This is a genomic window from Rhodovastum atsumiense (assembly GCF_937425535.1).
In the GTDB taxonomy this organism is placed as follows: domain Bacteria; phylum Pseudomonadota; class Alphaproteobacteria; order Acetobacterales; family Acetobacteraceae; genus Rhodovastum; species Rhodovastum atsumiense.
On sequence record NZ_OW485601.1, the window covers coordinates 2,791,100 to 2,817,513 of the forward strand.

Annotated in this window: 24 protein-coding genes; 11 read left to right on the top strand and 13 right to left on the bottom strand. The window is 68.7% G+C overall.

Annotated elements, in window-relative coordinates; genetic code table 11:
• Window positions 1–326 precede the first annotated feature (326 nt).
• Window positions 327–830, bottom strand: coding sequence for an OsmC family protein (locus tag NBY65_RS12690; protein WP_150040414.1), 504 nt, complete (start codon window positions 828–830; stop codon window positions 327–329).
• Window positions 831–1,053: 223 nt separating this feature from the next.
• Between NBY65_RS12690 and NBY65_RS12695 the strand changes: the two genes are divergently transcribed.
• Window positions 1,054–3,312 (top strand): type IA DNA topoisomerase, encoded by a 2,259-nt coding sequence (locus tag NBY65_RS12695; protein ID WP_250265669.1) that lies wholly within the window; start codon window positions 1,054–1,056, stop codon window positions 3,310–3,312.
• Here NBY65_RS12695 and NBY65_RS12700 read toward each other — a convergent pair.
• From NBY65_RS12700 to NBY65_RS12715, 4 genes are all read right to left on the bottom strand, one after another.
• Window positions 3,309–3,722 carry a tellurite resistance TerB family protein gene (locus NBY65_RS12700; RefSeq protein ID WP_239002754.1) on the bottom strand — a complete coding sequence of 138 codons (414 nt, stop codon included), beginning with the start codon at window positions 3,720–3,722 and terminating at the stop codon, window positions 3,309–3,311. The two genes, NBY65_RS12695 and NBY65_RS12700, sit on opposite strands and share 4 nt — an antisense overlap.
• Before the next feature lie 172 nt (window positions 3,723–3,894).
• The gene (locus NBY65_RS12705) at window positions 3,895–4,227 is read right to left on the bottom strand and encodes an FmdB family zinc ribbon protein (protein ID WP_150040411.1); all 333 of its coding nucleotides are present in this window, start codon (window positions 4,225–4,227) and stop codon (window positions 3,895–3,897) included.
• 13 nt (window positions 4,228–4,240) lie between these two features.
• Window positions 4,241–5,470, bottom strand: coding sequence for a formamidase (gene fmdA, locus NBY65_RS12710; RefSeq protein ID WP_150040410.1), 1,230 nt, complete (start codon window positions 5,468–5,470; stop codon window positions 4,241–4,243).
• Between the two features lie 158 nt (window positions 5,471–5,628).
• Window positions 5,629–6,861 carry an ABC transporter substrate-binding protein gene (locus tag NBY65_RS12715; RefSeq protein WP_150040409.1) on the bottom strand — a complete coding sequence of 411 codons (1,233 nt, stop codon included), beginning with the start codon at window positions 6,859–6,861 and terminating at the stop codon, window positions 5,629–5,631.
• 212 nt (window positions 6,862–7,073) lie between these two features.
• On the opposite strand from NBY65_RS12715, the gene NBY65_RS12720 reads away from it, so the two are divergent.
• The 6 genes from NBY65_RS12720 (at window position 7,074) to NBY65_RS12745 (ending at window position 14,911) form a co-directional block, all read left to right on the top strand.
• Window positions 7,074–7,586 (top strand): GNAT family N-acetyltransferase, encoded by a 513-nt coding sequence (locus NBY65_RS12720; protein WP_239002753.1) that lies wholly within the window; start codon window positions 7,074–7,076, stop codon window positions 7,584–7,586.
• A gap of 156 nt (window positions 7,587–7,742) precedes the next feature.
• Window positions 7,743–8,507, top strand: coding sequence for a DUF4410 domain-containing protein (locus tag NBY65_RS12725; protein ID WP_150040408.1), 765 nt, complete (start codon window positions 7,743–7,745; stop codon window positions 8,505–8,507).
• Between the two features lie 43 nt (window positions 8,508–8,550).
• Window positions 8,551–9,756: a potassium/proton antiporter gene (locus NBY65_RS12730; RefSeq protein ID WP_162530508.1), complete on the top strand. Its 1,206-nt coding sequence runs from the start codon at window positions 8,551–8,553 to the stop codon at window positions 9,754–9,756.
• A gap of 93 nt (window positions 9,757–9,849) precedes the next feature.
• The gene (locus tag NBY65_RS12735; RefSeq protein ID WP_150040406.1) at window positions 9,850–10,554 is read left to right on the top strand and encodes a DUF3313 domain-containing protein; all 705 of its coding nucleotides are present in this window, start codon (window positions 9,850–9,852) and stop codon (window positions 10,552–10,554) included.
• 52 nt (window positions 10,555–10,606) lie between these two features.
• A complete protein-coding gene (locus NBY65_RS12740; RefSeq protein WP_239002752.1) occupies window positions 10,607–11,755 on the top strand; it encodes an efflux RND transporter periplasmic adaptor subunit in 1,149 nt (382 codons plus the stop codon).
• 27 nt (window positions 11,756–11,782) lie between these two features.
• Window positions 11,783–14,911: an efflux RND transporter permease subunit gene (locus tag NBY65_RS12745; protein ID WP_150040405.1), complete on the top strand. Its 3,129-nt coding sequence runs from the start codon at window positions 11,783–11,785 to the stop codon at window positions 14,909–14,911.
• Window positions 14,912–15,072: 161 nt separating this feature from the next.
• Here NBY65_RS12745 and NBY65_RS12750 read toward each other — a convergent pair whose 3' ends face one another.
• From NBY65_RS12750 to NBY65_RS12760, 3 genes are read right to left on the bottom strand one after another with little or no spacing between them, the layout of a single operon-like run.
• Window positions 15,073–15,375, bottom strand: a complete 303-nt coding sequence (locus tag NBY65_RS12750) for an AzlD family protein (RefSeq protein ID WP_150040457.1) — start codon at window positions 15,373–15,375, stop codon at window positions 15,073–15,075.
• A complete protein-coding gene (locus NBY65_RS12755; protein WP_239002758.1) occupies window positions 15,375–16,073 on the bottom strand; it encodes an AzlC family ABC transporter permease in 699 nt (232 codons plus the stop codon). Before NBY65_RS12755 ends, NBY65_RS12750 begins: the two co-directional genes overlap by 1 nt.
• On the bottom strand, window positions 16,073–16,945 hold the full coding sequence (locus NBY65_RS12760; protein ID WP_150040403.1) for an AraC family transcriptional regulator: 873 nt from the start codon (window positions 16,943–16,945) through the stop codon (window positions 16,073–16,075). The genes NBY65_RS12755 and NBY65_RS12760 overlap by 1 nt, the downstream gene beginning before the upstream one ends.
• A 179-nt stretch (window positions 16,946–17,124) precedes the next feature.
• On the opposite strand from NBY65_RS12760, the gene NBY65_RS12765 reads away from it, so the two are divergent.
• Complete coding sequence (locus tag NBY65_RS12765; RefSeq protein ID WP_150040402.1) at window positions 17,125–17,385, top strand: hypothetical protein; 261 nt, start codon at window positions 17,125–17,127, stop codon at window positions 17,383–17,385.
• A gap of 28 nt (window positions 17,386–17,413) precedes the next feature.
• Here NBY65_RS12765 and NBY65_RS12770 read toward each other — a convergent pair whose 3' ends face one another.
• The 3 genes from NBY65_RS12770 to ahpC form a co-directional block, all read right to left on the bottom strand.
• On the bottom strand, window positions 17,414–18,190 hold the full coding sequence (locus NBY65_RS12770; RefSeq protein ID WP_150040401.1) for a tellurite resistance TerB family protein: 777 nt from the start codon (window positions 18,188–18,190) through the stop codon (window positions 17,414–17,416).
• Window positions 18,191–18,380: 190 nt separating this feature from the next.
• Entirely contained in the window at window positions 18,381–19,961 is a 1,581-nt protein-coding gene (gene ahpF, locus NBY65_RS12775) for an alkyl hydroperoxide reductase subunit F (RefSeq protein WP_150040400.1), read from the bottom strand.
• Window positions 19,962–20,081: 120 nt separating this feature from the next.
• On the bottom strand, window positions 20,082–20,645 hold the full coding sequence (gene ahpC, locus NBY65_RS12780) for an alkyl hydroperoxide reductase subunit C (RefSeq protein ID WP_150040399.1): 564 nt from the start codon (window positions 20,643–20,645) through the stop codon (window positions 20,082–20,084).
• 492 nt (window positions 20,646–21,137) lie between these two features.
• Here ahpC and NBY65_RS12785 point away from each other — a divergent pair, with 492 nt between their 5' ends.
• Together NBY65_RS12785 and mog are read left to right on the top strand one after the other, a co-directional pair.
• A complete protein-coding gene (locus NBY65_RS12785) occupies window positions 21,138–22,550 on the top strand; it encodes a hypothetical protein (protein WP_150040398.1) in 1,413 nt (470 codons plus the stop codon).
• A gap of 375 nt (window positions 22,551–22,925) precedes the next feature.
• A complete protein-coding gene (gene mog, locus NBY65_RS12790; protein WP_150040397.1) occupies window positions 22,926–23,459 on the top strand; it encodes a molybdopterin adenylyltransferase in 534 nt (177 codons plus the stop codon).
• Window positions 23,460–23,545: 86 nt separating this feature from the next.
• Here the strand turns inward: mog and NBY65_RS12795 are convergent, their stop codons facing one another.
• Window positions 23,546–23,872, bottom strand: a complete 327-nt coding sequence (locus tag NBY65_RS12795; RefSeq protein ID WP_150040396.1) for a YnfA family protein — start codon at window positions 23,870–23,872, stop codon at window positions 23,546–23,548.
• 121 nt (window positions 23,873–23,993) lie between these two features.
• The gene (locus tag NBY65_RS12800; RefSeq protein ID WP_150040395.1) at window positions 23,994–24,515 is read right to left on the bottom strand and encodes a hypothetical protein; all 522 of its coding nucleotides are present in this window, start codon (window positions 24,513–24,515) and stop codon (window positions 23,994–23,996) included.
• A 374-nt stretch (window positions 24,516–24,889) separates the two neighbouring features.
• On the opposite strand from NBY65_RS12800, the gene exaC reads away from it, so the two are divergent.
• Window positions 24,890–26,410 carry an acetaldehyde dehydrogenase ExaC gene (gene exaC / locus NBY65_RS12805; protein WP_150040394.1) on the top strand — a complete coding sequence of 507 codons (1,521 nt, stop codon included), beginning with the start codon at window positions 24,890–24,892 and terminating at the stop codon, window positions 26,408–26,410.
• The last annotated feature ends 4 nt before the right edge of the window (window positions 26,411–26,414 follow it).

Sequence of the window (26,414 nt, forward strand, 5' to 3'; positions counted from 1 at the left end):
TGGTCAGGATTTTTAAAGCGCCACATCCTACACCGGATGGCTGCGCGTTGATAGCTTTTATCGGGCCTCGGGACGATGCCATCCCGGGCCTTGCCGGCGCACCTGCCCAGGTCGCCGCCTCTTTCACAAGCCACTGGCTTATAAACCAAATTTTGCCAGGAGGACAGGGGGGAGTGACAGGGGGATGACAGGTTTGACGGCGCGCCGTCCCCCTGGCCTGCCGTGTCGTCACACGGTCCCGGCATGCCTGCCGCGACGGGCACGATCGCTTGATCGGCGCTCCCGCGTCACGCGGTGGGGCCGGAGCCCCCGTCGCGATCGGACATTCAGGGCGTTTCCACCGTGATCCGTGGCGGCTGCCGCAGAGTCTGCAGGATCACGCAATATCGCTCGGTTGTCTCGATCAGGCGCGCCAGCCGGTCGGGGGCCGCGTCGGCCTCCAGCTCGAAGCGCAGCGTGATGTCGGTGAGCCCGATCGGCACGGCGCGGTCGATGCCCAGCGTGCCCCGGGCATCCCAGGTCCCCGTGGCGACGATGCGGCCGCCACGGACCTCGATGCCCATCGCCGTGGCCACGGCGCGCAGCGTCACGCCGGCACAGGCCACGATCGCTTCCAGCAACATGTCCGCCGAGCAGGCCAGTTCGCCGGTGCCGCCAGCCGCCGCATGCAGGCCGGCGATGGTCTCGCCATGCCAGGACGCGATCCGGCAGGCAATGCCGTCGGCGTTCAGTTGGGCTTCGGCCCGTGCCGGGATCCGCGCCGCGTCCGGCGTCTCGCGGTAGCGTTGCTTGAGGGGAGCCTGCAAGGCCCGGAGCTGGTCTGCGTTCATGGTGGGTCCTCCCTGAATTATCTGGCCTGGGCCATGCGGGTTTCCGCAGCGGCATGTTATGGCGTGATGATGTTCGTTGCCATGGGCCACCGCATGGCATGACCCGGCGTCGCCATCGGGGGCGCGAGGCCCCGTGGCAGCCTATCTCATGACGACAGCGAAACCAGTTTCGGGCGCGGCAAAACCGGCCTGTCCGGAGACTGCGCCCGCGCATCCCATCGGATTGACCGCCACGGCGCGGCGGTGGCATGCCGGCTCCGGCTTTTGCGGAACAGCCGGGGCGCGGGTGGCCGACCAGATCGTCATCACGGAGAAGACCAGCCAGGCCAGGGATGTGCGTGCGGCGGTGGGCAACCGCTATGGTCCGATCCTGCCGGCCGAGGGGCACCTGTTCGATCTGGTGGAACCGGAAGACGTGGTGCCGGAATGGAAGCGCTGGGCGCCGGTGCTGCTGCGGCCGGAGGGACTCTACGCCACGCGGCCGGCGGCGGGCGGCAACAAGCCATCGAAGCTGAAGGCGATCCGCGAGGCGTTGCGGACGGCGAAGCGGGTCTGGCTGGCCACGGATTGCGACCGCGAGGGCCAGTTGATCGGCCAGGAGATCCTGGAGCACTACCGCTACCGCGGCGTGGTGATGCGGGTGATGTTCACGGCCCAGGACCCGCAATCGATCCGCGACGCCTTTGCCCGGGCAAAGCCGAATGCCGAGTACGCCCGGCTTTATGCCGCGGCGGTGGCGCGGCGCCAGGCCGACCAGATCTACAACCTGTCGCTGACCCGCACCGCCACCGTCACCTTCGCTCGTGGCGCGCGCAGCGTCATCGGCGTCGGGCGGGTCAAGACCCCGACCCTGGCCATCGTCTGCCGGCGCGAGCTGGAGATCCGCGCCTTCGTCCCGCAGGCCTATTACGAGGTGGTCGCGACCGCGCAGGCCGAAGCCGGGCCGGTGCGGCTGCGCCATGCCCCGAAGGAGCGGATCCTCAAGCGCGCGGAAGCCGAGGCGATTGCGGCCCTTGCGGAAGGCTTCACCGGGCCGCTCGTGCTGCGGGTCGAGGACAAGCGGCAGGCGCCGCCGCGGCTGTTCGACCTGCCGTCGCTGCAGAAGCTGTGCGGTGCCCGCTTCGCCTGGTCGGCGGCGCACACGCTGGAGGTGGCGCAGGAGCTGTATGACGGCCAGGGCAAGAAGATCATCACCTATCCCCGTGCCGAGACCCGCTATCTGCCGGAAAGCCTGATCCCCGACGTGCCGCGCATCGTCGCCGGGCTGCGGGTCGGGCGCGCCTTTTCCGCCATCCCGGTGCCCGAGCCGCCGCTGGTTCGTCGCGGCGCCGCCGGTCCCTTCCATGACAAGGGGCTCGCCGGGGCCAGCCATCACGCCGTCATCCCCAACGTCAACACGGTCGGGGACCTCCCGCAGGTCTGGCCGCGCCTGTCGGGCGACGAGCGCCGGCTGTTCGACATCATCGCCCGGGCCTATCTGGCGGCGATGATGCCGGATTTCCGCTACCGGCAGACCACTGTCACGCTGGATGTGCGGGGCCACCTGTTCGGCGTCACCGGGCGCCAGCCCATTGAGCTGGGCTGGCGGGCCGCCTTCCCGGACTGGCAGCCGCCCGGGGAAAAGGGCGAGGAGGCGCAACTGCTGCCCGCGCTCCGGGATGGCGAGACGGTCACGCTGCGCGACGCCGCGGTCGAGGACAAGGAAACCCGCCCGCCGCCCCGCTACAACGAGGGCACGCTGATCGAGGCGATGCAGAATGCCTGGCGCTTCGTCGCCGACGAGGCGCTGCAGGCAAGGCTGAAGGAGGCCAAGGGGATCGGTACCCCGGCTACCCGCGCCGAGATCATCCGTGGGCTCAAGGCGCAGGATTTTCTGGTGGCCGACGGCAAGGCGATCGTGCCCACCGAGCGGGGCCTGGCGCTGTTCGCCGTGTTGCAGCGGGCCGATGCCGCCCTGGTCGATCCGGGCGTGACCGCGCAGATGGAATGCCTGCTCGACCAGGTGCTGACCGGCCAGCAGGAGATGATGCAGGCGATCGATGCCGTCTGCACCCAGGCCAGCCGCATCATCGGCCGGTTATGCCAGGGCCTGCCCCAGGGGGTGGCATCGCCCGATGCCGCCCTGCTTGCCACCGTGGCACCCGGCGCCGGCACGGCCGGATCGCCGCGCGCACGCAAGCCGCGCCGGCGGCGGGTGAAGGCGGATCAGGAAGCCACCGCGGCGCCGCCCGCCCGGAAGGCAAAGCGGGCAACGTCGCGTGCAAGGCGTCCCGGTCCCGCCGGCACCGTCCCGGCGCCGGTGGCAAATGCCCCGACACCGGAGACGAGCGATGCCGAGACACCGCTGCGTATCCCCTTCGGCAACAAGGAGATCGCCTTCCGGCTCGGTGCCCGCTACCGCGCCGGCGGCTGGTATGCGCCGCCCGGCGTGGATCTGGCCGGCTTCCGTGAGCGCGGATGGCTGGGCGCCCCGTCGGGTTAGCGGTCGAGCACCGAACGGTCGTTCTTGCGGGCCAGGGTGCGGAAATGCGGCTCGATCTCGGCTTCGGCGAGGCCGAACGCCTGGGCGAAGTCGATGATCAGCCGCTGCTCGCCCGGCTCGGCGTCGCCATCGGACATGGCGCTGTCGATCATGTTCAGCAGGATGCAGAGCTTCTGGTCCGGCCGCAGCTGCGGTGCCACGGTAGCGAGGAACTGCGCCGGCTGGGTCACGCGCACATAGCGCAGGCAGGCATCGAGCTGGTCACGGCTGGCGCCACGCCCGAGCACCGAGGTGAGATGCCCGACTTCCTCGGGGTCGATCTCTCCGTCCGCCCCCATGCAGTAGATGAGGGATATGACGAGGCAGTTGCGCGGCGTGAGATCGAGTTGCGCAGACTGCGACCTGAACATTCCGAACATGCGAGAGCCCTGATTGGTTGGTGGTCCGTCCCCGTGGGGGAGCGGGCGCGCGACACGTGGGAAAGTTTCGTGCCGACTGCAACGGCCAACCGGGTAGCGAACTGTTACTCGCCATCGCGATCCTTTGCGGCGGGGCCGCGCGTGGGGCGCGACCCCGTGCCGCTCAGTGACTGATCATCCAGGGACGCTTGCCGGGAAACCCCTTGGCCGGGCTGACCGCCTCGGCTTTCCGTCCGGTGCCGGCCGAGCAGCAGCCGCAGCCGCGTGGGTGCCGCCCGGCGCTGCTCGCCAGCTTCGGGGCATGGGCGCTCTGTTCATTGGTGGCGAAGGCTTTCCGCTGGGACGCCTCCATCCGTCCCAGGGCCGGTCCGCGCAGCAGGGCGCGGGGAGCGTCGGCGCCGCACCCCGGACAGGGATGCGGCGCGTTGAACATGGCCATCGGCCGGTTCTCGGTGAACGGGCCGCAGCGCTCGCACAGGTAATCGTAGTCGGGCATGGCGTCGCCCGGCTCAGGCGTCGGGGGCGATGGGGATGTCGGTGCCGGGCTGCACGCCGGCGATCGGCCCGGCGGCACCCGGCCTGATGTCGAAGTCGAAGATCTCGGTGGGCAGCCACAGCGTGGCGCAGGCATTGGGGATGTCGACCACGCCGCTGACATGGCCCTGCACGGGGGCCACGCCGAGGATGGCATAGGCCTGGGCGCGGGTGTAGCCGAACTTGCTGATGTACTCGATGGCGTTCAGGCAGGCCTGGCGGTAGGCAACAGTCACGTCCAGGTAGTGTTGGGCGCCGCTCTCGTCGACCGAGATGCCTTCGAAGATCAGGTAATCGCGGTATTCCGGCTTGATCGGGCTGGGCCGGAAGATCGGGTTCCGGATGCCGTACTTCGCCATGCCGTCCTTGATCAGCTCCACCTTCAGGTGAATCCAGCCGGGCATCTCGATGGCGCCGCAGAAGGTGATCTCGCCGTCGCCCTGGCTGAAATGCAGGTCGCCCACGGAAAGCCCGGCGCCGGGGACATAGACGGGGAAATACACGCGGGCGCCGCGCGAGAGATCCTTGATGTCGCAGTTGCCGCCATGCTCGCGCGGCGGCACGGTCCGGGCCCCGGTGGCGGCCGCGGCGTCGCGTGCCTCGCCCCGCAGCCGGCCGAGATGCGCGGTGGGCGCAAAGGGCGGATTGGCCAAAGGCGGCACGCGGGTCGGGTTGGTGCCGATCAGCGCCGTCTCCCGCGCGTTCCAGGTTTCCAGCAGGGAATGCGACGGCAGGCAGCCGATCAGTCCGGGATGGATCAGCCCGGCGAAGCGCACCCCCGGCACGTGGCGCGACGTGGTGAACAGGCCGTGGAAATCCCAGATGGATTTCTGCGCCTGCGGGAACTGATCGGTCAGGAAGCCGCCGCCATTCTGCTTCGAAAAGAACCCGTTGAATCCCCACGCATTGGACGGGAAGGCGCCGATGTCGAGGAAGTCCACCACCAGCAGGTCGCCCGGTTCCGCGCCCTCGACGCCGACCGGGCCGCTGAGGAAATGCACGATGCTCAGGTCGATGTCGCGAACGTCGGCGGCGGAGTCGTTGTTCTTGATGAAACCGCCGGTCCAGTCATAGCACTCGATGATGAAATCCTGGCCGGGTCTGACCGTCGCCACCATCGGGATGTCCGGATGCCAGCGATTGTGGATCGTATCATTTTCATAGGGAGACTGCGACAGATCGACCTTGATCAAGGTGTCCGGCATATTGCTTCCCCTCTCTGACAGACCGGACGCAGACTGCCAAGTCACCGCGATTTTGTCCTGGTTGATCTTGGTTCGACACTTCTCGTGCTGGCGGTGCCGGCCAGCAGCCATGACGTGCCCGCGAGGACGACGCCATGGCCCTGCGCCAGGACGAAGGATCAGCTCTTGACCAGGCTGCAGCCGCCCTCGCTCATCGGCCGGAAGGCAGCGTCCGCCGGTGTCGTCGCTACGACCTTCAGCACGTCGATAGGGCTTTTGCTCTCTGCCGGCTTCTTGACCTGCAGCAGGTAGGACGGATGAATCTTGCGCCCGTCCTCACGGATCTGGCCGGCACCGAAGCAATCGTCATCGGTGGGCATCGCCTTCATGTGCGCGACCGCGCCCCGTCCGTCCGCCTTCGCCGCGGCCACGCCCAGCGCGGCCACGGTCTTCAGGTAATGCAGCGTCGCCGCGTAGCATCCGGCCTGGATCATGTTCGGCGGCTGCGTCGGCGTCTTCGGCCGCACCCGTTCCCAGAAGGCGCGGGTGCGGTCGTTCAGGTCCCAGTAGAAGCTTTCCGTCATGACCAGGCCTTGCGATTCGGCCAGCCCGACTGCACGCACGTTGCTGTCGTACATCAGCATCGCGGCGATCCGCATCGAGCCGGTCAGCCCGAACTCATGCGCCTGCTTGATGCAGTTCACCGTATCGGTGCCCGAGTTGCACAGGCCGAGTACCTTGGCGCCCGAGGCCTGCGCCTGCAGCAGCAGGGCACTGAAATCCGTCGTCTCCGGGAAGGGGTAGGTCTGCGCGCCGAGGACCTTGCCGCCGGCTTCCTGCACGAAGCGGGCGGTGTCACGCTGTAACTGCTGGCCGAACACATAGTTGGCCGTGATGAAGAACCACGTATCGCCGCCCGATCGCACCATCGCGCCGCCGGTCGACTTCGACAGCATATAGGTGTCGTAGGTCCACTGGATCGTGTTCGGGCTGCACTGCCCGCCGGTGAGATCGGTCGTAGCGGCGCCGGAGTTCAGGAACACCTTGTTTTTGTCTCGGCAGATGGTGTTCACCGCCAGCGCCACCGAGCTGGTCGGCACGTCGATGATCGCGTCCACGTCCGCCTCGTCGAACCAGCGGCGGGCGATGCCGGCGCCGGTGTCGGGACGGTTCAGGTGATCGGCCGACAGCACTTCGACCTTGATGTCGGGACGCTGCCGGGCGAATTCCTCGACGGCCTGTCGTACGCAGGTGACCGACAGCGGGCCGGTGTCGTCACGGTAATTGCCCGACTGGTCGTTCAGGACGCCAAGGCGGATCACGGGCGTTTGGGCGGCGGCACGACGGATCTGGCCGGGCAACAGGAAGGACGCGGCAGCGGCGCCCAATGCGGAGCGGCGTGTGACGGTCATGGACGTTCCTCTCTTGGTACCGGTTCTGCGCCGGTGCGGAAAGTGTGCGGGGGAAGATCCCCGGGTTCAAGGGGGGCGTTCAGGCCAACCGGGTTTCTCGCGCCGGTATCGCGGCTGTGACCGCATGTCGCGATGCATCCTCACGGAAGCAGGAATGCAGGCGTATCCCAAGCGTACATTCTCTTCCGTCATGAAACTGCTATGCTGGCTCGATGATGCAGCAGGATCCGACAGGCCCTTGGCGGGCGATGACGGCGGCGGACCTCGATGAGGTGGAGCGGGTCGGCGACCGCGTGCATCCGGATTATCCCGAAACGGCCGCGGTGTTCGGCGAGCGCCTGCAGCGCTATCCCGCCGGGTGCCTGGTGTTCCAGGGACCGGGCAGCATCCTGGGCTATACGATCAGCCACCCGTGGCGGCTCGGGCAACCGCCGAAGCTGAACGTCGTGCTGGGATCCCTGCCGGAGCGGCCGGACACGTTCTACATCCACGATGTCGCGTTGTTGCCCGAGGCCAGGGGATCGGGGGCCGGCGGCGCGGCGGTGGCATTGCTGACCCGGCAGGCCGTGGCGAGCGGCCTTGGCAACATGTCGCTGGTTGCCGTCAGCGGCGCATCCGGGTTCTGGCGCAGGCACGGTTTCGACGTGCTTGAGACGCCCGAGATCAGGGCGAAGCTGGCCGAGTACGGCGAGTCGTCCCGGTTCATGGTACGCTGGTTGCGATAGAAGACCGACTCCGTCCTGGTCTTGTGTTGCAACCTAGCAATGAAACGGATTAGATCGCGGGCGCCCCCGGACCGGTCGAACCGGATCAATCACCGTGGCGGAGGTCCCGGCCTGGCGTGACAGCCATGCCCGCAGTTCCGCCGGCAGGAGGCGTTCATGCCAGTGTCGATCGTTGCGCGCCGTCGTGTCCTTCGCCAGGTTCCGCTGTTGGGAGGCCTGGCATTGCTGGTGAGTGCCTGCGCGACGCATGTGCGCAGCACCGGCACCTACGGGGCGGTGGCGACCGGGGCGCCATTGCAGCGGCCCGAGATCGTGCTGGTGGAGGAATTCGCCGTCGACCCGTCGGAAGTGCACCTGGACACCAGCCTGCGCGCCCGGCTGACCCGCGGCCTGGAAGGGACGCAACCCGACACGCGCCGCGCCCAGGAAGCGGCCCGGGTGCGGGGCGTCGCCGCGGCGACGCTGGTCGGCCGGATCCAGGCCATGGGCCTGCCGGCGGCCGTGGTCGCGATCGGCACGACGCCGCATGAGCGCGCGGTGCTGGTGCGCGGCCAGGTGGTGGATATCGATGAAGGCAACCGGACCCGCCGCACCCTGATCGGCTTCGGCGCCGGCAAGAGCGTGGTCGGGGCCGACGTGCAGGTCTACTACGCGGCGCCCGGGCAGCGTCCGGCGCTGTTGCAGACTTTCGAGGCCGATGTCGACAGCGGCCGCATGCCGGGCATGGCGACCACCATGGGCGTGGGGGCCGCGGCCGGTCATCTGGCGACCTCCGCCGCCGTTTCCGGCGGGTTGCACGTGGCATCGGAGAACCGCAAGGCGGATCCGGAGGACCAGGCGAAGAAACTGGGGAACTGCGTGGCCGATGCGCTCGGGGCGGTGTTCCGGCGCGAGGGCTGGATCGCCACGACCGGCGGCTGAGGCCGCGACGAACAGGGCAGTCGCACCCCACGGAGAGCGTGCGATGATGGCGACGGCCCACCTGCTGATCCTGGCGATCGGGGCAACCGGCCTGCTGAGCATTCTCGCGGGCCTGCTGTCACGGCGCATCGGGGCGCCGTTGCTGCTGGTGTTTCTCGGCATCGGCATGATCGTCGGCGAGGCGGCACCCGGGCTGGTGTACGCCGATTTCCGCTCGGCCTACGTGATCGGCAGCGTGGCCCTGGCGGTGATCCTGTTCGATGGCGGGCTGTCGATCTCGCCGCGGCTGTTGCGGCTGGCATGGGGGCCGGCGCTGCTGCTGGCGACTGTGGGGGTGGCGCTGACGGCCGGCGTGGTCGGGGTTGCGGTCAAGCTGCTGATGGGCGCGCCGTCCTGGCCGGTGGCATTGCTGGTGGGGGCGACGATGGCGCCGACCGACGCGGCCGCGGTCGGCGCGCTGCTGCGCCGCGCCGGGGCGGTGCTACCCGAGCGGGTCCATGCCACGCTGGAACTGGAATCAGGGTTGAACGACCCGGCCTCGGTGTTCCTCACCCTGCTGCTGATGATGCTGATCCATCGTCCGGAATCGGTCGGCGCCGCCGATGGGATGCTGATGTTCCTGCAGCAGATGGGCGGGGGCGCGGCGCTGGGGGCGGGCGGCGGCCTGCTGCTGGTGGCCTTGCTGCGGCATGTACCGGCCGAGGCCTCGCTGGTCATGGTGCTGGCGCTGGCCGGGGTGCTGACATTGTTCGGCCTGGCGCAGGTGCTGGACACCAGCGGCTTCCTGGCGGTCACCGTGGCCGCGCTGATCGTCGGGCCGGCACATTTCCCGGCACGACCCGCCTTCGCGGCGTTCTTCGGCGGGCTGGCCTGGCTGGCGCAGGTAGTGCTGTTCGTCATGCTCGGACTGCTGGTCACGCCGGCACAATTGCTGCCGCTGATCGGCCCGATGGCGATGATGACGGCGGTGCTGATCCTGCTGGCGCGACCGGTGGCAGTGCTCGCCTGCCTCGCACCCTTCGGCTTCGCCGCGCGGGAGGTGGCCTTCATCTCCTGGGTGGGGCTGCGCGGCGCGGCGCCGATCTACCTCAGCATCGTGCCGGCGATCGCCGATCCCCGCGGGCTGCGGCTGTTCGACAGCGTGTTCGTCGTCGTGGTCGCATCGCTGCTGGTGCAGGGCTGGACCATCGGTCCGGTCGCCCGCCTGCTTGGCTTCGGCCAGAGGGGCGGTCGTGGCGCGTGCGATTGATTGTACTACGAAACATTTCACTGTTCAGGAAGTCAGCATAATCCTACACTCATAAGGAATGTTCCCTGATCAGATGAAGAAGGGGGCCACGCCTTGCGAGCACTTGCTGCCCTGGTTGCCATTCCCCTCATGCTGGCCGGCTGCGCGGAGCAGAAGGCGCCGCCGGCCCTGAGCGACGGTCTGGCCATGCAGCCCGCCAAGACCGACAGCGCGGCGGGCGACAACGCCAGCAACACCATCATCTATCGTGCGCCGGATCTGGACGCCCGGCGCTACCGTGGCTTCGTCGTGCTGCCGGCCACCGTCTATGATGGCCCGGATGCCGAGTTCGGTGGCACCACCGAGGCGGAACGGCAGGAACTCGCCGGGGTGCTGACCTCCGAGTTCAAAAAGGCCCTGAGCCAGCACCGCCGGGTGGTCGACCGGCCGGGTCCCGACACCGTCACCCTGCAGCTCACGCTCGGTGGCGTCGGCAAGACCAATGCCATCGGTGGTCTGACCCGGCTCACCCCGGTCGGCTTCGGGCTGATGGTGGTCAAGTCGGCGGCTGGCTTGCCGGCCAATTTCGTCGGTTCAGTGACCATCGGCGGCAAGCTGACCGAATCCGCCGGCGGCAAGGTGCTGGCCGGGTTCGTCACCAAGGAGAGCCCGCAGGCCTATGATCTGCGCACGGAGGCCGGCACGGTGATGACGGCGCGCCTGGCGATTGCCAAGGCCGCCCGGGATTTCGCCGCCGCCGCCGATCGGGTCGTCGAGGAGTCGCACCAGAAGACATCCGCGCGCGCCCCGGCCAGGTAACGTCGTCGCCATCGGCGGCGGGCCGGAGTCGTGGACCGGAGGGAGCCGTAGCATGATGCAAGTCACCGTCCGCCTTGTCGGCGCGACCGGCCTGGCACTCCTGGCGGTGTTGCCCGGCGGCTGCAAGGACCGGAACCACTATGTTCCGCCGCCGCCGCCGAAGGTGACGACGATGCTGCCGGTGCAGCGCGAGGTCATCCAGTACCTCGAGGTCAACGGCTCGGTGGAAGCGGTCAATTCCGTCGATCTGATGGCGCGGGTCACCGGCTTCCTGCAGGAGATCAACTACGCCGACGGCGCCATGGTGGCGCGCGGCACCTCGCTGTTCACCATCGAGCCCGAGCCGTATCGCGCCAAGCTGCTGCAGGCGCAGGCGCAGGTGCAGGCCTCCGAGGCGGTGCTGAAGCACGCGCAGGAGGAATACCTGCGCCAGTCCACCCTGGGGAAGGACCAGTTCGCCTCGCAATCCAAGGTCGACGAGGCGATCCGCAACCGCGACCAGAGCAGCGCCGACCTGCAGAACAGCCGGGCGAGCCTGGAACTCGCCGCCATCGATTATTCGTACACCCATGTGCTGGCGCCGTTCGATGGCATCGTCACCCGCCATCTTGCCTCCATCGGTGCGCTGGTCGGCGGTGCCACCCCCACCAGGCTGGCCAGCATCATCCAGCTCGACCCGATCTACGTCACCTTCAACGTCTCCGAGCGCGACGTGCTGCGCATCCGCCAGTCGATGGTCGAGCGCGGCATCAAGGTCACCGACCTCAGCAAGGTTCCGGTCGAGGTCGGGCTGGCCAACGAGACCGGCTATCCCCACGCCGGCGCGCTGAACTATGTGGCGCCCCTGGTCGATCCCGGCACCGGCACGCTGACCATGCGCGGCGTCTTCGCCAATCCCGAGCACACGCTGCTGCCCGGCTATTTTGCCCGGGTGCGCATCCCCACGCGCCGCGACGCCGCCGGGTTGCTGGTGCCTGACACCGCGCTCGGTGCCGACCAGGGCGGGCGCTACGTGCTGGTGGTCGGCGCGGATGGCGTCGTGGCACAGCGCTATGTGCAGACCGGCGCGCTGTCCGACGGATTGCGGGTGATCGAGACGGGGCTGCAGCCAGGTGACCGGGTGGTCGTTGCCGGGCTGCAGGCGGCCATCCCCGGCAGCAAGGTCGAGGCCGTTCCCGGCACCGCCGCAACCGCTCGCTGAGCGCGTCCTCCAGCCAGGGAGATCGCCGTGATCTCGAAATTCTTCATCGAGCGCCCGGTGCTCGCGAACGTGCTGGCGATCGTGATGATGCTGCTTGGCGGCGTCGGCCTGTTCAGCCTGCCGGTGGCGGAATATCCCGACGTGGTGCCGCCGACCGTGCAGGTCACCACGCGCTATCCCGGCGCCAGCGCGCGCACCGTCATCGACACCGTCGCCCTGCCGGTCGAGCAGCAGGTCAACGGCGTCGAGAACATGCTCTACATGCAATCGACGGCGGCGTCCGACGGCACCTACACGCTGACCGTGACCTTCGCCATCGGCACCGACCTCAACTTCGCCCAGGTGCTGGTGCAGAACCGCGTCTCGGCGGCGCTGGCCGCGCTGCCGCAGGCGGTGCAGGCGCAGGGCCTGACGGTGCAGAAGAAATCCACCGCCATCCTGGAGATGGCGACGCTGACCTCGACGGATCCGCGCCACGACAGCCTGTTCCTGGCCAACTACGCCACCATCAACCTGCATGACGAGCTGGCCCGGCTGCCCGGCGTCGGCAACGTCACCGTCTTCGGCGCCGGCCAGTACGCCATGCGCGTCTGGCTCGATCCCGACCGGCTGCAGGCGCGTGGCCTGAGCGCCAGCGACGTGGTCAGCGCCATCCAGCAGCAGAGCCAGGAAGTCACCGCCGGCCAGGTCGGTGCCCCGCCGGTGCCCACGGGCCAGGCGTTCCAGTACACGCTCGACATCAAGGGCCGGCTCGACGATCCGGCGCAGTTCGAGAACATTATCCTCAAGACCGGCCCCTCCGCGAGCGGCGTGCAGGTGACCCGGCTGCGCGATGTCGGCCGCGTCGAGCTGGGGGCGCAGACCTACAGCCAGTCCTTCACCGCCGACGGTCGGCCGGCTGCGGGCATCGCTATCTTCCAGACTCCCGAGGCCAATGCGCTCGACGTGGCGCGGCGCGTACAGGCCAAGCTGGATGAACTGGCACGCGCCTTCCCGCCGGGCATGCAGGTGACGATCCCGTTCAACACCACGAAATTCGTCAGCGCCTCGATCGACGAAGTCTACATGACGCTGATCGAGGCCGGGTTGCTGGTGCTGCTGGTGATCATGGTGTTCCTGCAGGACTGGCGCGCCACGCTGGTGCCGGCGACCACCGTGCCGGTCACCATCCTCGGCGCCTTCGCCGCCATGGCGGCGCTCGGCTTCAGCGTCAATCTCTCGACCCTGTTCGCCATCGTGCTGGCGATCGGCATCGTGGTGGACGACGCCATTGTGGTGGTGGAAGGCGCCGCCCGCCACATCGAGGCCGGACTGCCGGGCCGCGAGGCGGCGACCAAGGCCATGACCGAACTGTTTGGCCCGATCATCGGCATCACCCTGGTGCTGATGGCGGTGTTCCTGCCATCGGCCTTCCTGCCGGGGCTCACCGGCCGGCTCTACGCGCAGTTCGCGCTGGTGATCGCGGCGACCGCGCTGATCAGTGCCGTCAACGCCGCCACGCTGAAGCCGACGCAATGCGCCCTGTGGCTGCGCCCACCGGTGCCGCCGGAACGGCGTAACCTGTTCTATCGCGGCTTCAACCGCGTCTATGACGCGCTGGAGCGGGCCTATGCCGCGCTGATCGGGCGCATGGTCCGGCGCAGCCTGGCCATGGTGCTGGCCGCCTTCGTGCTGATGGGCGTCGGCTTCTACGGCTTCGCCCGCCTGCCGACCGGCTTCCTGCCGGTGGAGGACCAGGGCTATCTGCTGGTCGGCGTGCAACTGCCCGACGGCGCCGCGCTCGCGCGCACCGAGGCGGTGCTGCGGCAGGTGCAGCAGATCGCGCACGCCGTACCGGGTGTCGATCAGGTGATCAGCATCGCCGGCATCTCCGTGCTCGACAACAACGCCACCCTGGCCAATGGCGGCCTTGCCTATGTGGTGCTGAAGGACTGGTCGGTGCGCGGCGAGAAGCAGGGGTTGCGCGCGGTCTACGCCCAGCTCAGCCAGGGGTTGCAGGCCGTGGACGAGGCCGCGACCTTCATCCTGGTGCCACCGGCGATCCAGGGCATCGGCAATGCCAGCGGCCTGACCCTGCAACTGGAACTGCGCGACGGCAGCTTCGATCTCGGCAAGCTGCAGGGGCTCACCCGCACGGTGATCGCCAACGCCCAGACCCAGTCCGGCCTGACCCATCTCGCCAGCCCCTTCCGCGCCGGCGTGCCGCACCTGGAAATCGAGGTCGACCGGGTCAAGGCGGAAAGCCTGCACGTGCCGGTCGGATCGGTGTTCCAGACGCTCGCCACCTATGTCGGGTCGTCCTTCGTCGACCAGTTCACCCGCTTCGGCCGCAGCTTCCAGGTCTATGCCCAGGCGGACTCGACCTTCCGCCTGCGGCCCGCCGATATCGAACGACTCAGCGTGCGCAACGAGGCAGGGGAGATGATCCCGCTGGGCACGCTGGTGCATATCCGTCCCTCGGTCGGGCCGGCGCTGATCAGCCTGTACAACCTGTATCCTTCCAGCACGATCATCGGCAGCCCGGCCCCGGGCTTCAGCACCGGTGAGGCGATGGCGCTGATGGAACAGGTCGCCACCGCGTCGCTGCCGCGCGGCGCCGGGTTCGAATGGACCGCGATGTCCTACCAGGAGAAGGCAGTCGGCAGCAGCATCCTCTACGCCTTCGGCCTGTCCATCCTGCTGGTCTATCTTGTGCTCGCGGGACAGTACGAAAGCTGGCTCGCACCGGTGTCGGTGATCCTGGCGGTGCCGCTGACCCTGCTGGGGCCGGTCTCGGTGCTCTCGGTGCTCGGGCTTGACAACAACCTCTACACCCAGATCGGGCTGATGCTGCTGATCGCGCTGGCCGCCAAGAACGCGATCCTGATCGTGGAGGTCGCCCGGCACGCCCGCCTGGTCGAAGGCAAGCCGATCCTGGACGCCGCGGTGGAAGGGGCGCGCACCCGCCTGCGGCCGATCCTGATGACCTCCTTCGCCTTCATCCTCGGCGTGCTGCCGCTGGTGCTGGCGACCGGGGCGGGGGCGAATGCGCGTATTTCCATCGGGCTCGCGTCATGCAGCGGCATGCTGGCCTCGACCTGCCTCGCCGTGCTGCTGGTGCCGTCGTTCTTCGTGGTGATGCAGCGGCTGGAGGAGCGGCGGCGCGCAGGCAAATAAGGGAAGGCAAGGGCTCCGCCCTTGACCCGCCAAGGGCCACAAGGCCCTTGGATCCCATTCTCGCTGCGCGGCACAGAGTATCGGGTTCCAAGGGCAACGCCCTTGGTGGAGGTCCAGGAGGCGAAGCCTCCTGGTGGGGCTCGGGGCAACGCCCCGACGCGCTATCCGCCCAGCATTTGCCGCAGCAGGGCCACCGTCGCCACCCCCACAGCCACGGTCGCCAGCAGCGGCAGCCGGAACGCCGCGAGCACGACGATGCCGCCGGCCAGCGCCTCGGCCGGGCCGGCGGCGAGGGCCGGCGCGATCACCGCCGTCAGCACCGCCGGTGGCAGGGCGTCGAGCGCCCGGCGCACCGGCCCGCTGTGCGGCAGCCGGGCCGCGACGAACAGCCCGGCGATCCGGGTCGCATAGGTGGCCGCGCCCATCAGCACGATCGCCGGCAGGGTCCAGGGATCACCGACCATCACCGTCGTGCCTTCTCAGGACCGAGCACGACGGCAGTGGCAATGCCGGCCAGGGCGCCGGCCGGGACATGCCAGCCGCCCGGCAGCGCCGCATGCGCCAGCACCGCGGTGATGCCGGCCGCCGCGACCACCGGCCCGGTACGCCAGCCCTTCCAGAAGCTCAGGGCGAGGCCGAGGAACATCGCCGGAAAGGCGAAATCGAGGCCGTAGCGCGCCGGATCCTGGATGGTGGCCCCCAGCACGGCCCCGAGCACGGTGGAAACCTGCCAGCAGAAGAACAGCAGCAGGCCCGCGCCAAACCAGAAGGCCGGGGTCAAGGGCTGCGACAGCGCGCGGCGCTCGGCGACCGCCCAGATCTCGTCGGCCATCAGGTGCACCGCGACGAAGCGCAAGGGCCCGAAGGGACGGATGCGCCCGGCGATCGAAGCCCCCATCAACACGTGCCGCAGGTTGATCAGCAGCACCGTGCAGGCCAGCACGAGCAAAGGCGGCGGCGATTCCCACAACCCGATGGCGACGAACTGGGCCGAGCCGGCGAACACGATCGAGGACATCGCCAGCACGTCCATCGGCGTCAGTCCCTTGGCGACCGCCTGCTGCCCGAGCATCAGCCCGAACGGACAGGCCGCCAGCGCTGCCGGCAGGATGGCGAAGGCGCCGGCGTGCAGCTCGGCGAGGGGCGGGGCGGCGCGGCGCATCACGCGCGATAGCCGCCCGGCGCGACGCCGACGCGGGCACGGAAGGCGCGGTTGAGATGGCTCTGGTCGCAGAAGCCGCAGGCGGCGGCGACCTCGGCCGGTGCCTGTCCGCGGGCGAGCATCTGGCGGGCGGTGCGGATGCGGCGGTCGGTCTGCCAGGCATGCGGGGTGAGGCCGGTGGCCCGGCGGAAGGCCCGCACCAGATGGGTGCTGGAGAGTCCGGCGACCGCCGCCAGGGTGGCGAGGTCCACGCGCTCGGTGTGATGGGCGTCGAGCCAGTCGCGGGCGCGCGCCACCGCGTCGGGGGCGGAGGGCAGCCGTGCCGTGGGGCCGGCATCCTCGGCATGGCGGGCGACGATCCAGCCATAGGCTTCGAGCAGCGCCTCGTCGGCGGCGAGCGGCGGGGCGGCGGCTTCCAGCAAAAGATGGGCACGGCGCAGCAGCGCGTAGCCCTGCGGGTCCTGCACCACGGCGTCGCGGAAGCGCGGGATGGCCATCCGCCGCCCCTGCCGTTCGGAGGCGACGGCGCGCAGCAACTGCTCGGAGGGATAGGTCATGCGATAGGCGTAGCCGTCCTCCGCGGGGGCGCCGTCATGCACCTCGCCGGGATTGACCAGGCAGAGGCTGCCGGCGGTGGCGAGATGGCGCACGCCGCCGAGATGGAACGCCTCGCAGCCGGCCTCGATGACGCCGATCACGAAGGTGTCGTGGGTGTGCGGCAGGTAGCGGTGGCGGCGGAACAGCGCGGTCAGGCATTCCAGGCTGCCATGGCGCTGCTCGCGCCAGAGGCGGGCGCGGTCGGTGGCGGCGAGCGTGCCCCCGGCACCGACCGCGCCGTGCTGGTCCGTCAGGTGCTGGATCCTTGCCGACATGCGGCGGAGATTAGGCCGGGTGGCGGCACCCGGTCTTGGACGAAATTGCGCGCCGGGCGCGGGGCGGCCACCGCGGCGGGCAGTGCATATGACAGATTGCTGAAGCGACCAGCCGATGGATCGACGTTCCCTGCTGGCATCGTTACAGCTTGTTACGATCAGAACGGAGGGCAGGACCCATGACTGACAACGACCGTCGGTTGCTCGAGGCCACCGCTGGCGCGATCAAGCTGTTGCTGGACGCCGTGGTGCGCAATCGCATCACCCTGGTCGATCAGGTCCAGGCGCAGGCGCTCAGCGCGGAGATCGCCGCCGTGCTCACACGTGCGCATGCGGTTCCTGAAGCGGTGCCGCTTCCTCCGCCCGAGTTGCCACCAGCGCCCCCCGCCTTCGCCCGCTGGCGGGTGGGGGCCTGGATGTTCCATCGGCTGCGGGGATAAGGCCGGGCGCGCGCGCCGGCGGGGTGCCTCAGGTGGCCGGACGCGATGCCGCGTCGGCCTGCCGGTCGAGATGCGCCACCAGGGCGTCGGGCAATTTCAACCGGTGCGCGAGCGCCTGCAGGTAGGCGCGTTCGGACAGTTCGTCTGGATTCACCGCGAGGCGGGAGATCAGGTAGAGTTCGGCGGCCTGTTCGGGGGTGCGGGCGGCCGCGGCGACCTCGCTGACCCCGATGGGGGCGTCCAGCGTGTCGAAGACGAAGGCCTTCGCCTCGGCGTCCAGCCCGGCCTTTTCCACCTGTTCGAAGATGCGGGCCCGTTCCTCGGCGTCGATATGGCCATCCGCGCGGGCGGCGCCGATCATGGCCCGGATCAGCGACAATTCGAATGGCTCGCCGCCGGCCGCCTGGGTGGTGGCCGGCAGGAAACGCGGCTCAAGGGTTTCCACGTCGCGCGCGGTGGCCGGGGCGGCGGTGCCGGGGGCCTGGCCGGCCTGCCAGTTCTGCCAGGCACGGTGCGCGAGGGCGCCGAGCACCGCGGCACCACCGTGGCTCAGCAGTCCCTTGGTGCGCTTGCCGGTCTTTTTGCCGAGCAGAACGCCCAGCAACCCGCCGGCCGCGGTGCCGCCGACGAAGCCACCTCCGCTGCCGAGTACCTGCTTGGCGAGATCCGCCAGTCCTCCGCCCGTGCCCGTGGCGGGTGCTGACGGAGTTCCCCAGGGAGAAGGGGGCTGGGCAGGGCGGCCCGGGACGGCGCCGGTCCCGCCGGGGCCGAGAAAACGGTCGAGGAGGGCTTTCGCGTCGATCATGCCCGGCATATCGGGGCGGGCCCGATGCGCTGCAAGCGGGCCGGTGCGCGCGATCGCGTCAGCCTGCCGAAAAGCGAACCGGGCGGCGAAGGTGACGGCATGGCCGTCCCCCTCGTCGCCCGGCTGGCCCTGCCCGTGACAAGCAGGGTCCGGATCCGGTCGGGCACGCGTCCTCGCGTCGCGGCAGCGCTCAGGCTGCCGCCGCGAGGTTGGCGGGCACGGTTCGGATCAGATGATCGAAGGCCGACAACGCAGCCTTCGCCCCTTCCCCCAGGGCGATCACGATCTGTTTGTAGGGAACCGTCGTTGCGTCCCCGGCGGCGAACACGCCGGGCACCGAGGTTTGGCCGCGCGCATCGATTTCGATCTCGCCGCGCGGGCTGAGTGCCAGCGTGCCCTTCAGCCATTCGGTATTGGGCACGAGGCCGATCTGCACGAAGATGCCGTCGAGGTCCACCCGGTGCAGGTTACCGCTGTTGCGATCCTTGTAGGACAGGCCGACGACCTTGCTGCCGTCGCCATGCACCTCGGTGGTCTGGGCCGAGGTGATGATGGTGACGTTGGCCAGCGAGCGCAGCTTGTTCTGTAGCACCGCGTCGGCCCGAAGCGCCGCATCGAACTCGATCAGCGTGACATGCGCGACGATGCCGGCCAGGTCGATGGCCGCCTCGGCGCCGGAATTGCCGCCGCCGATCACCGCGACGCGCTTGCCCTTGAACAGCGGGCCGTCGCAATGCGGGCAATAGGCGACGCCCTTGTTGCGGTATTCGGCCTCGCCGGGGACGCCCATCTGCCGCCAGCGCGCGCCGGTGGAAAGGATGACCGTGCGGGCCTGCAACGTCGCGCCGCTGGCCAGCTTCACCCGCGCGAGCCCGCCCGGGATCGCCGCCGGTTCCAGCGCCACCGCGGTCTGCAGCGCCATGATATCGACGCCGTAGTCCCTGGTGTGCTGTTCCAGCGCCGCGGCCAGCTTCGGGCCTTCGGTATGCGGCACCGAGATGAAGTTCTCGATCGACATGGTGTCGAGCACCTGTCCGCCGAAGCGTTCCGCCACGACGCCGGTGCGCACGCCCTTGCGCGCGGCATAGACCGCCGCCGCGGCGCCGGCCGGGCCGCCGCCGACCACCAGCACGTCGAAGGCGTCCTTGGCCGCAATCTTCTCCGCCTCGCGCCGGGCCGCGCCGGTATCGAGCTTTTCCAGGATCTGGGCGAGGCTCATGCGCCCCTGGGCGAAGGGTTCGCCATTGAGGAAGATGCTCGGTACCGCCATCACCTTGCGCGCCTCGACCTCGTCCTGGAACAGCGCACCGTCGATGGCGACGTGCCGGATCCGGGGGTTGAGCACGCTCATCAGGTTCAGCGCCTGCACCACGTCCGGGCAGTTCTGGCAGGAGAGCGAGAAATAGGTCTCGAAATGATAGGTGCCGTCGAGCGCCTTGACCTGCTCGATCACTTCCGGCGTCTCGCGCGGCGGATGGCCGCCGACCTGCAGCAGCGCCAGGACCAGCGAGTTGAATTCATGCCCCATCGGCAGACCGGCGAAGCGCACGCCATGATCGGTGCCGGCGCGGACGATGGCGAAGGAGGGCTTGCGGGCGTCGTCATCGCGGCGCACCAGCGTGATGCGCTCCGACAGGCCGGCGATGTCCTGCAGCAGGCCGAGCATTTCCTGCGACTTGGCACCGTCATCGAGCGAGGCGATCAGTTCGACCGGCTGGGTGATGCGGTCGAGATAGGCCTTCAGTTGGGTCTTCAGCGTGGCGTCCAGCATGCGATGTCTCCCGATGGCGGTCCCCGGAATGACTCCGGACCACGTGAAGCAACCCGGGTGGGGCGGACCCGGAGGGCGCCCCGGGGCCGGCAGGGCCGGTCCCGGGGCAGCCGGGTAGGCTCAGATCTTGCCGACCAGGTCCAGCGACGGGGCCAGGGTCTTCTCGCCTTCCTGCCACTTGGCCGGGCAGACCTCGCCGGGATGGGCGGCGACGTATTGCGCGGCCTTGACCTTGCGCAGCAGCTCGGTGGCATCGCGGCCGATGCCGCCGGCGGTGATCTCGACGATCTGGATCTTGCCCTCGGGATCGACGACGAAGGTGCCGCGGTCGGCGAGGCCGACGTCTTCGATCAGGACCTCGAAGTTGCGGCTGATGGTGCCGGTGGGATCGCCGACCATCGTGTACTCGATCTTGCCGATCGCGGCCGAGGTGTCATGCCAGGCCTTGTGGCAGAAATGCGTGTCGGTCGAAACGCTGTAAATCTCCACGCCGAGCTTCTGGAAAGCCGCGTAGTTGTCCGCCAGGTCCTCGAGCTCGGTCGGGCAGACGAAGGTGAAGTCCGCGGGATAGAAGAACACGACCGACCACTTCCCCTTGAGATCGGCGTCGCTGACCTCAACGAACTTCCCGTTCTTGAAGGCCGTCGCCTTGAACGGCTTAATCTCGGTGTTGATCAAGGACATGAGTCTGCACTGCCTTCAATGATAACGTTGTGGTTTCCCGGATCTTCGGCCGTGCCCGCGGATCTTGTCTGGTCCGCACCGGCCCGTCTTCCGCCAGGGGTTGCTTGCCGTCGCCGGCCGCTTGACCACACTGGAGATAGCCAACCCCGATGTGAATAAAAAACGAAAAAAACCGATTTCGATGATAGAAGGAATCGATTGAAACGAGATGGTCATCGTCCCGGCGAATACCACTCCGGGCGATCAGGCCGGGGGGGGGGCGGCTTTATCATACAATTGTATTGCATGATTGCGGGCAGCCATGACCAGGCCGGGCTGCGCCGGGACTGCCCCACGGGGCGCAAAGCAATACGGCAAGCAAAAGGAATTGATCCCGCACCAACGCGGGCGGGGGACTAAGAACGCCGCTGGTCATGGAGGCGCGCGAGACGTGGCATTCAGGAACACCTGGCGTAGGTCTTGCCGGCCCTCCTGCGGGGGGGGGCGGGCGACATGAGCATCACCGTCTTCGGCATGATCCTGCTGCCGATCAGCCTGTGGCTGGCCTATCGCCCGATCCGCCTGCTGCAACTGGCGCTGCTGGTGGCGGCCTTCGAAGCCGCCGCCGCCCTGATCTTTGGAAATTTCGGCCTGCAGCCGGCGATGGTGCCGGGGTTGCTGTTCGTGCTCTACATGGTGTCGCAATACGCCATCGGCATGCGCTACCCGGGCGAGGGCGGCGTGCTGTGGGCGATGCTGCCGCTGCTGCTGCTGCTGCTCTACGCGGTGATGTCGGCCTGGCTGTTGCCGGACCTGTTCGCCGGACGCGTCATGGTGGCGCCGCAGAAGGCCGATCCGCTCGCGCCGGACGCCTTCGTGCCGTTGCAGGCCGGCTTCGGCAACGTCACGCAGACGCTGTATCTCGCGTTCAATGTGCTGCTTGCCACGGTGGTGGCCATTTTTCTCACCCGCGCCCGGATTCCCTGTGAGAGCCTCATCGCGGCCTATCTGCTGAGCGGCTACGTGGTGGTTGCCCTGGCGCTGTGGCAATTCGCCAGCCGTGTCGCCGGCCTTCCGTTTCCGGACACCTTGCTGCATTCGAACCCGGGGTGGGCCATCGTCGAACAGGAAGTGGGCTCGGTCCCGAGAATCCAGGGACCGTTTTCCGAACCGGCGGCGCTGGCCGGCTACATGTCCGGGATCGCTTTCTGCAGCCTGTGGATCACCTTGCGCGGCTACCGGACCATGTGGCCCAACGTGCTGTTCCTCCTGTCGCTCGGCACGATCCTGCTGTCGACCTCCACCACCGGCATCGTTACCGTCGCCGTCGGCCTGCCGTTCACCTTCGCCCTGGCCCTGGCCGGGGGCGGCCGTGCCGCGGTGGGGCGGATCGGCCGGACGGCCGGCGTACTGGTCCTGGGCGGGGTGATGCTGGGCGCCCTGATCTTCGCGACCAGGCCGAGCCTGTTCGATTCGGTGCAGACCGTCGTCGAGGCGACCCTGAGCAAGGGCGAAAGCGAATCGTTCCAGGAACGCTCGGAATGGGATGCCGGCGCGCTGGAGACGCTGGCGCCGACCTACGGGCTGGGCGTCGGCTGGGGCAGCTATCGCAGCTCGAGCCTGATCCCCGGACTGCTCGCCAATGCCGGGGTCTTCGGCATCGCCATGGTGATATGGCTGCTGCTGCGCCTGCGGCGTCTCAGGGTGCAGGGGCGCGTCGTCTCGCGCGGCCATGCCGGGCAGATCCTGGTGGACGGGTTCACGGCGGCGCTCTGCGGCCAGTTGGCCGCGGCGGCGGTGGCATCGCCGATGATCACGGCTCCGGTCTTCTTCCTGCAGCTTGGCTGTGTCGTCGGCATCCTCGTGCGCATGGTGATCGAGCCAAGGCTGTCAGCCGGCGTGACCACCGCCCCGGCCAGCGCCTGAACTGCGGCCGCCGGCCTGCCGGCGGGCGGCGGCATCATGCGCGCGCGGTTCCCATGACGGATTACGGCTTGCCTTCCGGGCCGTCACGCTGCTCTGACTTGGCGGCACTGTGCGGGCGCAGCTTCGGGGGTCATCATGCCGGCCATCATCGCCTCTGCGGACGGGGGCCCGTCGGGACGCGGTGCCGGCGCGCGCATGGCGCGTCCCCGGCGGATGCGTGCGCCTTGTCGCGTGAACCGGACACCCCATCAGGCATTCGTGCCGCGACGGCAGGTTTCATCGCTGCCGCGGCACGAATGCCGCCTCGCCGAGGAGCCGAGCATGGACATCTTTTCCAACCACCTCATCGCCACCCCTTGCGCCGGAGCCTGAGCGATGGACGCGGTGCCGATCGGCGTGGTCACCGTCTCTGATCGTGCCAGCCGGGGAATTTACGAGGACAAGGGCGGGCCGGCCATCGAGGCCGTGCTTGGCCGCATCCTGACGACCCCCTGGCACGCGAAGCGTCGTCTGGTTGCCGACGAGCGGCCGGCGATCGAGGCCGCGTTGCGGGAACTTGCCGATGACGAGGGCTGCCCGCTGATCGTGACGACCGGCGGCACCGGCCCGGCGCCGCGCGACGTGACGCCGGAAGCGACCGAGGCGGTCTGCGAGCGCATGCTGCCAGGCTTCGGCGAACTGATGCGCGCGGTTTCGCTGCGGGTCGTGCCGACCGCCATTCTGTCGCGGCAGACGGCGGGCACGCGCGGACGCAGCCTGATCGTGAACCTGCCGGGCAAGCCGAGCGCGATCTCCGACTGCCTCGACGCGGTCTTCCCGGCCATTCCGTACTGCATCGATCTCATCGGCGGGCCGCGGCTGGAAACCGACCCGGCCGTCTGCGTCGCCTTCCGGCCGAAAGGGAGCTGAACGAGCCAGGCTGGCCGCTGCTCGTTCCGTGCTTCGTGCCGCGATGGCGATGAAACATCCCGTCGCGGCACGAGGCGTGCGCAGGATCAGGCGGGACGGGGACCAAGAAGGATGATCGCGGTGCCGGCCAGGCAGACCAGGGCGCCGGTGATGTCCCAGCGATCCGGTCGAACGCCTTCCATGGCCCACAGCCAGAGCAGCGACGCGCAGATATAGACCCCGCCATAGGCCGCGTAGGCGCGCCCCGCGGCGTCGCTGTCCACGCGTGTCAACAGCCAGGCGAAAAGGACCAGGGACAGCAGGCCCGGCATCAGCCAGAGCGGCGACCGGTCCAGCCGCAGCCAGGCCCAGAACGCGAAACATCCCGCGATCTCGGCCAGGGCGGCCGCCACATAGACGAAAACTGTCTGCATGATCCCTCCATTGCCGGTCGAATACGCCAACCGGCAACGGAAATCCTGCTGGCGGTGATCATGGCCGCCAGATCGCGATCGAAAGTGCACCTGTCCGGCCGGCAGGTCGGATCGGACGGGCTCAGGCCGGCACGCCGTCGCAGTCGAAATCGGCGAAATCGGCGAAATCGGGCATCGACCAGAAAACTTTCAGCTCCGGCGCGGTGTCGGCGAAGTCGAAGGCTTCGTCGTCGAAATGCGCCAGCGGTCCCAGCGCCCCGATCGTTTCCAGCAGGTCGTCGCGGGCGGCGGCGGCGGCATCGGTGAGTCGTCCCGTCGCGCTGTCGGGGCCGAGCGTCAGCACATGGCCTTCGAGCACCGTGTCGATCAGGGTGGAGAGATGTCCGCCCTCGGCCAGTCCCAGGACCAGGTCATCGAGGCTGGCGCCGCGCGGGATCAGGAAGCGCAGCACGACACCGTCGCGGATCAGCGACGGAACCTCGCCGTTCACATCATGGCGATCCGCGAAGGTCACGCAGACGCCGTGCATCCGGCCAATCGTCAAATAAGCGTAAATGCCGCTGCGGCCGGCGGAAAATGTGGGGTCGCACGCGTCCAGGGCGGTCTGCGTGATCCCGGCCAAGGCATCGGTGTAATCGGTCATTGTCCGCCTCACTCACGAATCTGTGAACTGGCGGTATTGAGACAAATATTCTCGTCCAGGCAAAGCAGGGAATTGCGTGGAATTGTTGAGCTTTCTTGTTGATTTCTGAATGCCTTTCAAAATCTACCTTTGGGATAGACGGGCCGGGCGGGGGCGGGCGGCCCGACGGATCGGCCCGGCCTGGTCCGGCAGGTGTCCGGTCGCGTGCTTGGCAGAACAGACCGCGTGTGGTACGCGCGTTATACCCACGGTGACATCGCGCGAGCCGCGCCTCCTGGTCGCAGGCCGGCGCGGCATCTCCGGTCCCGGTAGAACAACGAAACCAAGACCGCCCCGGGCAACACCCCAGGGGCAGCATTCGGGAGGAAGAACAAATGGTCGAAAAGACCCTGGGCGAGATCGCCCGCAGCATCGCGCTCCGCTCGCATTACGACAACTGGATCGGCGGTCGCTGGGTCGCGCCGGTGCGCGGCCAGAGCTTCGACAATCCCTCGCCCATCACCGGCCAGGTGATCAGCAGGCATGCGCGCTCGACCGCCGAGGATATCGAGCTGGCGCTGGACGCCGCGCACGCCGCTGCCCCCGCCTGGGGCCGCACCGCCGCAGCCGAGCGGGCGCGCCTGCTCAACCGCATCGCCGACCGGCTGGAAGAGAAGCTGGAGCTGCTGGCGCTGGTCGAGACCATCGACAACGGCAAGCCGATCCGCGAGAGCAAGGCCGCCGACCTGCCGCTCGGCGTCGATCATTTCCGCTACTTCGCCGGCTGCGTCCGTGCCCAGGAAGGCAGCCTGGCGGAGATCGACGAGGACACCGTCGCCTATCACTTCCACGAGCCACTCGGCGTGGTCGCCCAGATCATCCCGTGGAATTTCCCGTTGCTGATGGCGATCTGGAAGCTGGCGCCGGCGCTGGCAGCGGGCAATTGCGTGGTGCTGAAGCCGGCCGAGCAGACCCCGCTCGCGATCTGCGTGCTGATGGACGTGCTGGCCGACCTGTTGCCGCCGGGCGTGGTGAACGTGGTCACCGGCTTCGGCGTGGAAGCGGGCAAGCCGCTGGCGCAGAACCGGCGCATCGCCAAGGTCGCGTTCACCGGCGAGACCACCACCGGCCGGCTGATCATGCAGTACGCCTCGGAGAACCTGATCCCGGTCACGCTGGAGCTCGGCGGCAAGTCGCCCAACATCTTCTTCGCCGATGTCGCCGCCGAGGACGACGACTTTCTCGACAAGGCGCTGGAAGGCTTCGCCATGTTCGCGCTCAACCAGGGCGAGGTCTGCACCTGCCCGAGCCGGGCGCTGGTGCACGAGAGCATCTACGACCGCTTCATGGAGCGCGCGCTGCGGCGGGTCGGCCGGATCGTGCAGGGCAATCCGCTCGATGCCACCACCATGCTCGGGGCGCAGGCGTCCAACGACCAGCTCGAAAAGATCCTGTCCTATTTCGACATCGCCCGGCAGGAGCATGCCGAGATCCTGACCGGCGGCGAGCGGGCGCATCTGGGGGGCGACCTGGAAGGCGGCTACTACGTGAAGCCGACGATCGTGCGCGGCCATAACCGCATGCGCGTGTTCCAGGAAGAGATCTTCGGCCCCGTCGTTGCCGTCACCACCTTCAAGGATGATGACGACGCCCTGGCGCTCGCCAACGACACGCTCTATGGCCTCGGTGCGGGGGTGTGGACGCGTGACGGCAATCGCGCCTATCGCTTCGGCCGGGCGATCCAGGCCGGCCGGGTCTGGACCAATTGCTACCACCTGTATCCGGCGCATGCGGCGTTCGGCGGCTACAAGCAGTCTGGCATCGGCCGCGAGACGCACAAGATGATGCTGGATCATTACCAGCAGACCAAGAACCTGCTGGTGAGCTACAGCGCGAAGGCGCTCGGCTTCTTCTGATCAG

What these genes read in the sequence shown, in the direction of transcription:
- NBY65_RS12690 (WP_150040414.1), bottom strand. Translation starts at nt 830, where the DNA reads ATGAACGCAGACCAGCTCCGGGCCTTGCAGGCTCCCCTCAAGCAACGC.
- NBY65_RS12700 (WP_239002754.1), bottom strand. Translation starts at nt 3,722, where the DNA reads ATGTTCAGGTCGCAGTCTGCGCAACTCGATCTCACGCCGCGCAACTGC.
- NBY65_RS12705 (WP_150040411.1), bottom strand. Translation starts at nt 4,227, where the DNA reads ATGCCCGACTACGATTACCTGTGCGAGCGCTGCGGCCCGTTCACCGAG.
- fmdA (WP_150040410.1), bottom strand. Translation starts at nt 5,470, where the DNA reads ATGCCGGACACCTTGATCAAGGTCGATCTGTCGCAGTCTCCCTATGAA.
- NBY65_RS12715 (WP_150040409.1), bottom strand. Translation starts at nt 6,861, where the DNA reads ATGACCGTCACACGCCGCTCCGCATTGGGCGCCGCTGCCGCGTCCTTC.
- NBY65_RS12720 (WP_239002753.1), top strand. Translation starts at nt 7,074, where the DNA reads ATGATGCAGCAGGATCCGACAGGCCCTTGGCGGGCGATGACGGCGGCG.
- NBY65_RS12725 (WP_150040408.1), top strand. Translation starts at nt 7,743, where the DNA reads ATGCCAGTGTCGATCGTTGCGCGCCGTCGTGTCCTTCGCCAGGTTCCG.
- NBY65_RS12730 (WP_162530508.1), top strand. Translation starts at nt 8,551, where the DNA reads ATGATGGCGACGGCCCACCTGCTGATCCTGGCGATCGGGGCAACCGGC.
- NBY65_RS12740 (WP_239002752.1), top strand. Translation starts at nt 10,607, where the DNA reads ATGATGCAAGTCACCGTCCGCCTTGTCGGCGCGACCGGCCTGGCACTC.
- NBY65_RS12750 (WP_150040457.1), bottom strand. Translation starts at nt 15,375, where the DNA reads ATGGTCGGTGATCCCTGGACCCTGCCGGCGATCGTGCTGATGGGCGCG.
- NBY65_RS12755 (WP_239002758.1), bottom strand. Translation starts at nt 16,073, where the DNA reads ATGCGCCGCGCCGCCCCGCCCCTCGCCGAGCTGCACGCCGGCGCCTTC.
- NBY65_RS12760 (WP_150040403.1), bottom strand. Translation starts at nt 16,945, where the DNA reads ATGTCGGCAAGGATCCAGCACCTGACGGACCAGCACGGCGCGGTCGGT.
- NBY65_RS12765 (WP_150040402.1), top strand. Translation starts at nt 17,125, where the DNA reads ATGACTGACAACGACCGTCGGTTGCTCGAGGCCACCGCTGGCGCGATC.
- NBY65_RS12770 (WP_150040401.1), bottom strand. Translation starts at nt 18,190, where the DNA reads ATGATCGACGCGAAAGCCCTCCTCGACCGTTTTCTCGGCCCCGGCGGG.
- ahpF (WP_150040400.1), bottom strand. Translation starts at nt 19,961, where the DNA reads ATGCTGGACGCCACGCTGAAGACCCAACTGAAGGCCTATCTCGACCGC.
- ahpC (WP_150040399.1), bottom strand. Translation starts at nt 20,645, where the DNA reads ATGTCCTTGATCAACACCGAGATTAAGCCGTTCAAGGCGACGGCCTTC.
- NBY65_RS12785 (WP_150040398.1), top strand. Translation starts at nt 21,138, where the DNA reads ATGAGCATCACCGTCTTCGGCATGATCCTGCTGCCGATCAGCCTGTGG.
- mog (WP_150040397.1), top strand. Translation starts at nt 22,926, where the DNA reads ATGGACGCGGTGCCGATCGGCGTGGTCACCGTCTCTGATCGTGCCAGC.
- NBY65_RS12795 (WP_150040396.1), bottom strand. Translation starts at nt 23,872, where the DNA reads ATGCAGACAGTTTTCGTCTATGTGGCGGCCGCCCTGGCCGAGATCGCG.
- NBY65_RS12800 (WP_150040395.1), bottom strand. Translation starts at nt 24,515, where the DNA reads ATGACCGATTACACCGATGCCTTGGCCGGGATCACGCAGACCGCCCTG.
- exaC (WP_150040394.1), top strand. Translation starts at nt 24,890, where the DNA reads ATGGTCGAAAAGACCCTGGGCGAGATCGCCCGCAGCATCGCGCTCCGC.